This window comes from Candidatus Firestonebacteria bacterium RIFOXYD2_FULL_39_29 (assembly GCA_001778375.1).
GTDB lineage: Bacteria > Oederibacteriota > D2-FULL-39-29 > D2-FULL-39-29 > D2-FULL-39-29 > D2-FULL-39-29.
This window is the reverse complement of the sequence record MFGV01000089.1, coordinates 1-11,289: the sequence shown is the minus strand read 5'-3', so window position 1 is coordinate 11,289 and position 11,289 is coordinate 1. Positions and strand designations below refer to the sequence as shown.

Here is an 11,289-nt window from a genome sequence, read left to right as displayed (position 1 = left end):
GTGAATATGCCATATTATATCATGTTAGTAATTTAATTGCGACACAGTCTGAATTAGTCATTCTTACAGTATGCAGGCTTCCACATAAGACTACCCGGCAAGACAAAAGCCTATTCCTCATATTGAACATCTTTAAGCAAAGTTTTCGTAACCTTAATCGCCGTATCAAACGAAAAGCCTCTTCTCACTATGTAGCTCGTAAGGCGCCTGGCTATTACCTGTTTTTCTAATTTCCTGTATGAACGAGCGCGCCGCTTTCCAAGATCCAAAGCTTGAGCATATTCGTCGACATCTTTGTAGACGCTTTCAATAGCAGCTTCAATCAGAGGTTTTTCTACGCCTTTTTGCTGAAGCTTCATCCTCACAAGATTCTTCCCGGATTTGAAGAAGTTCATCCTGTCAGAAGCGTAGGCCAAAGCGTAACGCTTGTCATTTATCAACCCGTTTTCTTCAGCTTCTTTTATTACTTTGGAAACAACATTATCTTCATACTCTTTTCTTTTAAGTTTATCGAGCAGCTCTTTTTTGGTACGGCTTTGTTTGGAGATCAACCAGTAAACATAATTTCTAGCGCGTGTTAAAGAGTCCTTCATTTTTTTTCTTTTAATTCCGATATAAAACCGTTTAACGCATCCTGCCAGGAAAGTATCCCAGGGACAATAGCCCGGAGTTTTGAATTATCCAGAGCGGAAAATAACGGGCGTTTAGCCTTTGTTTTCAAAGTCGACGACTTTATCGGGGTTATATCTGCTTTTATTCCTGATAGTTTAGATATTTTCTGAGCCCACTCATACCTTGAACAATATCCGGTATTAACGGCGTTATAAGTCCCGAATTTATGCGTGCGGTATATTCCCTTGATCATCCTGGCAAGTTCAACAGTCCAGGTAGGAGAACCAATCATATCATCAGGAACCGTAACCGGTTCATTGTTCTTTATCTTTGCATAGATCTTACTGACAAAATTATCCCTGTTAATCCCGTAAAGGAGAGCCGTTCTTAAAATATATCTTTCCTTCAGGTTTTTAGCTATAAATATATCCCCTGCAAGTTTTGATTTTCCGTACATTCCGGCAGGGCTCGGGAAATCCGTTTCTTTATATGGAACAGTTGCATTTCCGTCAAAGATATAGTCAGTGCTGATATGCACCATTTTAATCCTGTATTCCTTACAGGCAATTGCCAGATTCTCGGGACCCTTGGCGTTTACAGAGTAGGCAAGGTCCACATCATCTTCACAGCCGTCAACATCGGTGTAAGCAGAGGCATTAATAAGAAGCCCCGGCCTTACTTTATGCAAAAGTTCTTTAACTTCACCGTATTTTGTAATATCCGTGATAAAAGTAGGCCTATCTCCTACAGCTTTTAGGTCAGAGACGATTATCTCATCTCTGTCAAAGACCTTGATTATGTCGCGAGCCAGCATACCGCCCGCGCCAATCAGAAGTATTCTCATCCCAGTTTAAGCCACCACGCTTTATTCTTCAAATACCACTCCACTGTCTTTTTTATCCCTGCTTCAAAAGTATATTCCGGCTTAAAACCCAGCTTTTTCAACTTGCTTGTATCCAGGGCATATCTAAAATCATGACCCAACCGGTCTTTTACATAAGTAATAAGCGTCTTTGGCTTTTCCGTATATTTCAAAATGAGCGAAGTTATCTCCAGATTAGTTTTTTCGTTCCCGCCTCCGATATTATAGATTTCCCCGGCTTTTCCTTTATGCAGGACTATATCAATACCGAGACAATTATCTTCAACATATATCCAGTCCCTAACATTTTTTCCCGTACCGTAAACAGGCAAATTATAATTCATGGACGCATTGGAGATAAAAAGAGGGATAAGTTTTTCCGGATACTGATAAGGTCCATAATTATTTGAACTTCTTGTAATGATAACAGGAAAACCAAACGTCGTAAAATAAGACTTTGCCAGAAGATCTGCTCCGGCTTTGCTAGAAGAATAAGGACTTGAAGGATTAAGATGGTCCGTCTCCGTAAAAGCGCCTTTTAAAGCGCTGCCGTACACTTCATCCGTACTTATCTGTATAAATTTTTTTATATTATTCTTCTTTGCTGTTTCCAGCATGTTATGAACGCCCATAAAATTAGTCCTTACAAAATCTGAAGGCTTGGAAATAGACCTGTCCACATGGGATTCCGCCGCAAAATTTATTACCGCTTCGCAGTTACGCATCGCCTTTGTCGCTGCGAGAGGGTCGCATATATCCCCTTTTATGAACTTATATCTCGGGTTCTTCTCCAGATCCTTCAGATTATCAGGATTCCCCGCATAAGTAAGCTTATCCAGGTTAACAATAGAATAATTTTTATACTTTAACAGCATATAACGTATAAAATTGCTCCCAATAAACCCCGCCCCGCCGGTGACTAAGATCTTCATTGTGCACTCTCCTTTTTTAAATACGATTCCACTGATACAAACTTTAAAAACGTCTAAAAGTCTATAAAAGTCCGTAAACGTCTACAAGCAAAGCTTTTCTCGTTAGGAAAGATATATACATGTAAACTTTCGTTTCCATAACGAGATAACGTCTCACACTAATGTGGTATTATAATATTCGGCGGAGGGTTTCATTCCGCCTTCAATAAATTGTCAATTGTCATTCGTCAATTGTAATTTTCTTTTACCCGTCTTTTCTTGCCCAGTTGTACTTTATTTTTTTTGTATAAGCGGGGAGACGGTACTCGTCCGGCTTTTTGTAATTATATCTTTCCGTCGGACAGTTAATGATGATACATTCATTTTCGCTGACGCATTTAAAACCGTGAAAGACCATTTTTGGTATTTGCAGAAGGATCTGATTGTGTTCCCCGATGAAAAACTCATTTATTTCACCGTTTGTTTTCGAACCTTTTCTGCTGTCAAAAAGTACAACCTTTGCCATGCCCTTTACGCATACAAAGTTATCGTTCTGCAATTTATGATAATGCCACGCCTTTACGGCTCCGGGCATCGTCGTAGTCATATAAACCTGTCCGAACTTCTCAAAAACTTCATCGTCACTACGAAGCATCTCCATCAAACGGCCGCGTTCGTCCGGAATAACTTTAAGTTTTTTTATCTTTACGCCTTCGATCATAATCACTCCTTTGAAAAATAATTGCCCGATACAGACTGAAAGCTGTCCATAAAAGTCTTTAAAAGTCCGTAAAGGTCTATAAGCAAAGCTTTTCTCGTTAGGAAAGATATATACATGTAAACTTTCGTTTCCATAACGAGATAACGTCTCACACTAATGTGGTATTATTAAATTTAAAACTCTTTAATGCAAACCTAGAACCCAGTGCCCAGAGCCTAGCACCTGTTTTTATCCTTTCTTGTTCGCTCCATAAAGAGCAACCGTTTTATTTGTTTCGAACCAGCCTTCGATGGACGAACCGGCATCGGCCCACCAGCCTTCAAGAATACTGTGGCTTAACTGGCCTTTTTTAAGGTACATATTATTTACATCCGTGATCTCAAGCTCCCCTCTTTGTGAAGGTTTTAATTTTCCTATTATCTTAAACACCTCGTTATCAAACATATAAATACCGATTACCGCGTAGTTCGACGGCGGGTTTTTTGGTTTTTCTATTATATTTATAATTTTGCCGTTCTTAAACACCGGCACACCGTAATTCTCCGGATCCGGAACCTCTTTAAGGATTATCTTTGCGCCCTTTTTGCTTTTTTCAAATTCGGATACAGCATCTTTAATGTTACCTCCGATAAGGTTATCTCCGAGCATTACAAGCACTTTTTCGCCTTCCGAAAAATGTTCAGCCAGCGCAAGAGCGTCGGCTATACCGCCCTCACCCTTTTGATAAGCATAATTGATATGTTTTAATCCAAAATCCTTTCCATTCCCGAGCAGCCTTAAAAAATCCCCTGCGTTATTGCCACCAACAATCAGCATTATATCCGTAATTCCCGCATCCACCAGAGTCTGAATAGGATAAAAAATCATCGGTTTATCATAAACCGGCAATAAGTGCTTATTCGTTATCCTTGTAAGCGGAGAAAGACGAGTACCCAGACCACCTGCCAAAATTATTCCTTTCATAAAAAGCCCCCTTTAAAGAAAATTACTATTTACTAGTGACTAATGACTATTTAATGAAGGCGAGAAAACCCTCGCCGTTATTTATTAGACATTTATATAATCAACGCGTGTGTTTTTCCACGCCACCTTAAATAGTCACTAGTCATTAGTACTTAGTCATTATTATTTCTGCATTTCCGTTCTATATTTCTGTGCTTCCTTCGGAACGAACCATTTTTCAAAATTATATTTAATTCCTGCCGGCTCTACAGCAATATTCTGAAATCTCTTATCCACAGCTACAATTGATTCAGGAACATAAATAAAAACATAAGGAAGATCATCGGCAATTATTTCATGTATCTTATTGTAAGCTTTTTTTCGTTTTTCAATTTCATAGGTGGTCCGCCCTTCAATTAAAAGTTTATCAACCTCCGGGTTTTTATAAGACACAAAATTATACTCTTTTTCTCCTGTCTTTGACGAATGAAATATATCATAAATATCAGGATCCGGAGACAGCTGCCAGCCCATAACTATAGCATCATATTTCTTTTTATCAACAAATTCATTAATAAACGAACTCCAGGCTATTATTCTTATGTTAACCTTAACCCCAAGCTTTTTAAGATTTTGCTGGATCATCTGGGTAACCAATTCACGGCCTTTATTACCCTGGTTTGTCATTAACATAAACTCGAATTTTTTACCGTTTTTCTCAAGAATACCGTCTTTATCTGTGTCTTCCCAGCCGGCATCTTTGAGTAATAATTTTGCTTTTTCAGGATTGTACTCCATTTTTTTTACATCTTTATTATAAGCCCAGGACCGGGGTAAAAACGGTCCGGTAGCTTCAACTCCATAACCCAGCAATACTCCGTCAATTATCTCTTTTTTATTTATCCCGTAAGCAATCGCCTTCCTGATATTTTTATCGGCAAACAGCGGGTTCTTCAGATTAAAACCCAGGTAGGTATAATTAAAACCGATATATTTATAGGTGTTATATTTAGAGGTAAAGGCAGGGTCTTTTGTAAGGGTTACATACATATCGGAGGTCAAACCCATAGAGTCAATCCCTCCGGATTTCAATTCCAATAACTGCGTAGCCTGATCAGGAATTATCCGGCACAGGACTTTATCAAGAAAAGGCCTCCCGTCATAATAAGTTTCGTTTGCTTTAAGCCTTATTCTCTCACCTCTGCTCCAATCTTCAAATTTAAAAGGCCCGGTACCTGTCGGCTTTGAATTAAATGCAGCTGTATTAATATCCACCTTCTCCAGGATATGTTTCGGAAGAATTCCCATTCCCCAGTTTTCCAGCGCCGGAGCAAAGGGAACACCATAGGTAATTTGAATAGTAAACTCATCTATAACTTCGAATTTTTTCACAAGTTCAAAACCGCTCTTATACGGACTTTTGGTCTTTGGATCTGTCAGTTTTTGATAAGTAAACTCCACATCAGCCGCAGTAAAAGGAAGGCCGTCCTGCCATCTGATATTTTTTTTCAGATAAAAAGTAATAGTCAAATTATCTTTTGAAACTTTCCAGGTTTCGGCAAGGTCGCCAATAAGCTTCAGTTTTTTATCGTATTTGACCAAACCATTAAAAATTAGTCCATGAATATCACCGGAAGCAGAATCTGTTGAAAGTATCGGATTTAAAATTGAAGCATCCCCGATAGAAGAGTCAACAAATACATCACCATAAGCAGATTTATTATTGGAAGAGAATACACCCCTGTTGTCCTTGAAAGCCTTAATATCATCGATCATTTTCATTGAAAGAAAAAAACCACCGATAATAACAAGAAGAAAAACAATCAAAACAGCAATCGTCCCGTTTTTCACACTTTCACCTTCTTTTGGAAAAGATTCCACATCCGCCAGTTATATTAGGCGGATCTTTAGTAGAGATTCCAAAGCTACTGGATTCCACTGACTAAAGGCCTGAAAAAGATTCTCCGCCCTTGCCACACAGATTACAACAAGGGATTTTCGAGTTTACTTCTTTTTTTCCTGAGTTACAGAGTTTTTAACAGGTAATAATTTAGTTGGAACAACCGTAACCGGATTTTTTTCAGTCTTAACAGTAGCGGATTTAGCCTCAGGCGTAACATTTTTTCCTGCTTTTGCAAGAGCCGTTCTTTCCGGAGTAACAACCCCTGCGGCTCCGGCAGCTTCATTCTGCAGTTCGGCAATTATTTTATTTTGACTGGTTCCCGCAATCTTCGGCAGTTTAGCCAGAACAATAGTAGTGCAAAGTATCAATATTGACACTACTGTGGTTATCCTGACCATTATATTCTTACCTCCGGCAGGACCAAAGAGCGTCTGTGAGGCCCCTCCGCCAAGCATTGAACCCACATCAGACCCCTTTCCTGACTGCAATAGAATCAGGAGTATCAAAAGCAGACACAAAATTACATGAAGAATCGTAAGTACCGTTATCAGTATAGCCATTTACATTTCCCCCGCATTATATTAAATTTACTTTTTCTCAAATTTTACAAGTTTAACAAAAGACTCGGCTTCAAGAGCAGCTCCGCCGACTAAAGCACCGTCAATATCCGGCTCGCTCATTAAAATCGAAACATTATCAGGCTTCACGCTGCCGCCGTACTGTATCCGGACAGCTTCCGCGACAGGTTTATCATAAAGCTTTTCCACCAACCCTCTGATAAATTTATGAACTTCCTGCGCCTGTTCTTTACTCGCTACTTTACCGGTGCCGATAGCCCATACCGGCTCATAAGCAAGCACCATCTTGGAAACTTCCTCTTTGGTAAAACCGGAAAGACATCCTGTTACCTGGGTTTTAATAACTTCATTCCAGATGTTCTTCTCCCTTTCTTCAAGTGTTTCCCCCACGCAAATAATTGGCAGTAATCCTTCCGCCAGTACGGCCTTGACTTTTTTATTTATAAATTCGTTTGTCTCCTTAAAATACTGTCTCCTCTCCGAATGCCCGAGGATCACATAAGTACAGCCCGCTTCTTTAAGCATTGACGGGGAGACCTCTCCGGTAAAAGCGCCTTTTTTTTCAAAGTAGCAATTCTGAGCGCCAATTTTAATATTGCTGCCTTTCAAAAACTGATAAACAGGATACACGGCTAAAAACGGAGGGCAAACTACAACCTCAACATCTGAAACACCTTCAAGTTTAAATCTAAGATCTTTGACCAGCTCCAGCGCCTCCACTACCGTTTTATTCATCTTCCAGTTACCCGCAATAATCGCCTTTCTCATTTCTTGTTTCTCCTTTCAATCTGATTTTTAATCTGTTTTATATGTTCCGGCGCTGTCCCGCAGCACCCGCCGATAATATTCGCACCCGCAGACAGCAAAGCCTCCGTAAAAGAAGCCAGCATCTCCGGAGTTCCGTCATAACTGATCACTCCGTCTTTAAGTTTTGGTAATCCCGCATTCGGTTCCGCAATCAGCGGTTTACCGGTTTTACTTCTCAGAGCCTTAATTACCTCTACCATTTGTTCCACGCCGTTCCCGCAATTAGACCCGAGAATATCAGCGCCTGCGTTCGTAAGTTCCGTTACCATAGTCTCGATATCCACACCCATTACACTTCTTATATCCTTGTTAGCTTGCACATCAAAAGTCATACACGCAATCACGGGCAATTTTGTGTTTTCTTTTACCGCCCTGACAGCCGCCACTGTTTCCTCAACAGCTATCATAGTCTCTATAATTATCAGATCAACTCCGCCCTCTTGCAAGGCCAGCGCCTGTTCTTTAAAAGCTTCATAAGCTTCCTCGATCTTTAAAAATCCGAGAGGTTCGAGAAGAGAACCTGTAGGTCCGATATCCCCGGCGACATAAACATCCCTGCCGGATTTCTTTACCGCAGCTTTCGCATTTGCAGCGCCTGAAATGTTTATCTCCCTGAGCTTTCCTTCCAGATTAAACTTGCTCAGCTTTAAACTGCTCGCTCCGAAAGTATTCGTAATAATAATATCCGCGCCGGCCTCGAGATATTCTTTATGCACAGCTACAAGTTTTTCGGCTTGTGTTAAATTCCAATATTCCGGGCATTCTCCCGCCGATAGACCGTACTTTTGAAGCATGGTACCCATAGCCCCGTCACAAACCAGCACTTTATTTTTTAAAAGTTTGACAATGTCCTGCATTAACTCTCCGCTAAATTTACTTTTTCTTATTCTCTTTATTAAAAAGCTCCGGAAGATGCTGCTCTATCTGAAGCCACATTTCCGACTCAGCGATAGAAGTGGTTCTATCCGCGCCATACTCTGCATCTATCCAGCATTTTATAGATTTAACAGCCGGATGGTCCTTGCCTACTTTTGTACCGCCTTCAAGATGTAATCTTGAATTAATCCAGAAAGCAACACCGGCCAAACCGGATTTATCGGTAATCTCCACATCAATATCCCTCTTTAAGATCTTCCGGGTATCAAAAATATTGTAAATTTCCTCATCTTTCATTATCCCGTCCGCATGAATACCGGCTTTAGTAACATTAAATTTTGAGCCGACAAAAGGTGTATTGCCCGGAATCTTGTAACCGATCTCTTTTTCGAAATAATTGGCAATGTCCGTAATTACCGTAGTGTCCATTCCGTTTTCAGAACCGCGAATCTGCTGGTATTCTATTAGCATTGATTCTATAGGTGTATTTCCGGTACGCTCACCTATCCCGAGTAAAGCTCCATTGGCTGCAGAAATACCGTACAACCAGCCGGTCGAAGCGTTGATCACTCCTTTATAAAAATCATTATGTCCGTGCCATTCAAGCCACTCGCTCGGAACACCTGCAATTTTAGAAAGTCCGTGCGCTATACCTTTTACGCTCCTGGGAAGCGCGACTCCCGGATAAGTAACTCCGTAACCCAAAGTATCGCAAGCCCGGATCTTAACAGGGATCTTTGCATCTCTGGAAAGCTTCATAAGTTCCTGAACAAACGGTACGACAAAACCATAAAAGTCAGCTCTTGTAATATCTTCAAAATGACAGCGCGGTACAATTCCCTGTTCAAGAGCTGCGCTGACTATATCAAGATAACCCTTCATTGCCTGACTGCGTTTCTTTTTTAGTTTCAGGAATATATGATAATCAGAAACAGAAGTTAAAATACCTGTTTCTTTAAGCCCCATCTCTTTAACTAATTTAAAATCTTCTTTAACCGCCCGTATCCAACCTGTAATCTCGGGAAATTTATAACCTTTTTCCATGCATTTCTCAACTGCTTTCCTGTCTTTTTCGGTATAGAGGAAAAACTCCGTCTGGCGGATTATCCCTTTGGGCCCGCTTAATTTGTGCAGCATATCAAAAACATCAACAATTTGCTTTACTGTAAAAGGCGGCATTGACTGCTGACCGTCCCTGAAAGTCGTATCAGTTATCCAGATCTCTTCAGGCGGATTCATAGGAACTACTCTGTGATTAAAAGGTATCTTGGGTATAGAGCCATAAGAGTAAATATCCCTGTATAAATTAGGAACATCAGGATCCTGCAAAGAATACGTAAACTCGTCTTGTTCAAGTGTTTTTGTTAATTTATTATATTTTAGCATGCATAACTCCTCTAAATTCAATACTTAACTGCAAACAGTCAATACTATTGAATAATAAACAAATTTAACGTATTATTGTAACATTTTAAGCGTGTTTTTATCAAGCTCGAAATCTGCCCTGTGCCAATTAAAATCCAAAAGTGGACTGTTTTCAATAGATTTAAAATCGAAAAGTGGACTACGAATAACTTGTAAAATATAGAAACTGATATATTTTGTATTTCGGGCTGATGACACGGATAAGAAAAACGATGGCACAGATAGAATAAACGTATTTAGTTAGATTCTAATATTTCCTTTGAAAATCTAGAGACATTCAAAGTCTTAAATTCCGGGTTTTTTATTGCTGCTTTCAATTAATTATACAGAAAAAAATATAGTTATCAAGGATTTAAAACAGTGTTAATAAAACAATTGAGAAGACTCATTGTTTTATGTTATTATTTTATATTAGCTAATAGTACTGATTTTAAAAGGCTTGTAAAAAGGAGTTCACAATATGTCTCATAATGTAACATTGATCTTGGGGGATGGAATTGGGCCGGAGATCGCAAAGGTTACGCAAAAGGTAATAGATGCAACAGGAGTTAAGATTAACTGGGAGGAAGTCGAAGCGGGTATAGATGTAATGGCGAAAGAAGGAACTCCCCTTCCGGAAAAGACACTTGAATCATGCAGAAAAAATAAAGTGGCGCTTAAGGCACCCGTCACCACACCTGTCGGCACGGGATTTCGCTCTGTCAATGTAGCCCTCCGCCAGCAGCTGGGACTTTATGCCTGCGTTCGTCCGTGCAAAAGTTATCCCGGAGTGCGCTCAAAATACAACAATATAGACCTGGTGATAGTTCGCGAGAACACTGAAGACCTTTATGCCGGTATTGAATTTGAAAAAGGAAAAGCTGAAACACAAAAACTCATCAACACCATTAAAGAACTCGGAGGTAAAAAGATCAAGGATGATTCCGGAATAAGCATCAAGCCTATCTCCGTTTCAGGAACAGAAAAGATCGTCGAATACGCATTTCAATATGCAGTAGCAAATAAAAGAAAGAAAGTTTCAGCCATTCATAAAGCCAACATTATGAAATTTACAGACGGGTTATTCTTGGCAACAGCCAGAGCCATAGCAAAAAAATATCCGCAGATTGAATTTAACGATGTTATCGTAGACAACATGACCATGCAGCTGGTGCAAAAACCGGAGCTTTACGATGTTCTCGTCCTTCCCAATCTTTACGGCGATATACTCTCTGATCTCTGCGCCGGATTGGTCGGCGGGCTTGGAGTAGCACCCGGAGCAAACATCGGCGACAACGGCATGGCTGTATTTGAAGCCACGCACGGAAGCGCGCCAAAGTATAAGGGTTTAAATAAAGTCAACCCTGTTGCTCTCATCCTCTCCGGTATGCTAATGCTTAAACACCTCGGAGAAGTAAAAGCCGCAGAAAGACTTGAAAACGCCGTAATGAAAGTGATCATAACAGGCAAAGATGTGACATACGATATGAAACCGGACAGAAATGATCCGACAGCGGTAGGAACTAAGGAAATGGGAGAAGCGATTATTAAAGAACTTAAAAAGTAAGTACTACTGACTAGTGACTAATGCAGACTGTGTCGCAATTAAATTACTAACATGATATAATATGGCATATTCACTCCAAAGGAGCAAGCCATGTATCGCACTGGTG

At 40.1% G+C, this 11,289-nt stretch carries 11 protein-coding genes; 1 reads left to right on the top strand and 10 read right to left on the bottom strand.

The annotated features are described in order from the left end of the window. Positions 1 to 110 precede the first annotated feature (110 nt). The 10 genes from A2536_07160 to A2536_07115 form a co-directional block, all read right to left on the bottom strand. Complete coding sequence (locus tag A2536_07160) at positions 111 to 593, bottom strand: hypothetical protein (protein OGF44358.1); 483 nt, start codon at positions 591 to 593, stop codon at positions 111 to 113. Beyond that, positions 590 to 1,456 (bottom strand): dTDP-4-dehydrorhamnose reductase, encoded by an 867-nt coding sequence (locus A2536_07155; protein ID OGF44357.1) that lies wholly within the window; start codon positions 1,454 to 1,456, stop codon positions 590 to 592. The genes A2536_07160 and A2536_07155 overlap by 4 nt, the downstream gene beginning before the upstream one ends. Next, positions 1,453 to 2,406, bottom strand: a complete 954-nt coding sequence (locus A2536_07150) for a dTDP-glucose 4,6-dehydratase (protein OGF44356.1) — start codon at positions 2,404 to 2,406, stop codon at positions 1,453 to 1,455. Before A2536_07150 ends, A2536_07155 begins: the two co-directional genes overlap by 4 nt. A gap of 244 nt (positions 2,407 to 2,650) precedes the next feature. Beyond that, a complete protein-coding gene (locus tag A2536_07145; protein OGF44355.1) occupies positions 2,651 to 3,106 on the bottom strand; it encodes a dTDP-4-dehydrorhamnose 3,5-epimerase in 456 nt (151 codons plus the stop codon). Positions 3,107 to 3,334: 228 nt separating this feature from the next. Further along, on the bottom strand, positions 3,335 to 4,069 hold the full coding sequence (locus tag A2536_07140) for a spore coat protein (protein ID OGF44354.1): 735 nt from the start codon (positions 4,067 to 4,069) through the stop codon (positions 3,335 to 3,337). A gap of 162 nt (positions 4,070 to 4,231) precedes the next feature. Further along, positions 4,232 to 5,830 (bottom strand): peptide-binding protein, encoded by a 1,599-nt coding sequence (locus tag A2536_07135; GenBank protein ID OGF44359.1) that lies wholly within the window; start codon positions 5,828 to 5,830, stop codon positions 4,232 to 4,234. Positions 5,831 to 6,052: 222 nt separating this feature from the next. Beyond that, the gene (locus A2536_07130) at positions 6,053 to 6,511 is read right to left on the bottom strand and encodes a preprotein translocase subunit SecG (protein ID OGF44353.1); all 459 of its coding nucleotides are present in this window, start codon (positions 6,509 to 6,511) and stop codon (positions 6,053 to 6,055) included. Between the two features lie 27 nt (positions 6,512 to 6,538). After that, positions 6,539 to 7,297 carry a triose-phosphate isomerase gene (locus tag A2536_07125; GenBank protein OGF44352.1) on the bottom strand — a complete coding sequence of 253 codons (759 nt, stop codon included), beginning with the start codon at positions 7,295 to 7,297 and terminating at the stop codon, positions 6,539 to 6,541. Beyond that, positions 7,294 to 8,193: a hypothetical protein gene (locus A2536_07120; GenBank protein ID OGF44351.1), complete on the bottom strand. Its 900-nt coding sequence runs from the start codon at positions 8,191 to 8,193 to the stop codon at positions 7,294 to 7,296. The genes A2536_07125 and A2536_07120 overlap by 4 nt, the downstream gene beginning before the upstream one ends. A 16-nt stretch (positions 8,194 to 8,209) precedes the next feature. Further along, complete coding sequence (locus A2536_07115) at positions 8,210 to 9,598, bottom strand: 2-isopropylmalate synthase (GenBank protein OGF44350.1); 1,389 nt, start codon at positions 9,596 to 9,598, stop codon at positions 8,210 to 8,212. A 499-nt stretch (positions 9,599 to 10,097) separates the two neighbouring features. On the opposite strand from A2536_07115, the gene A2536_07110 reads away from it, so the two are divergent. Further along, entirely contained in the window at positions 10,098 to 11,183 is a 1,086-nt protein-coding gene (locus A2536_07110) for an isocitrate dehydrogenase (protein OGF44349.1), read from the top strand. Positions 11,184 to 11,289 lie beyond the last annotated feature (106 nt).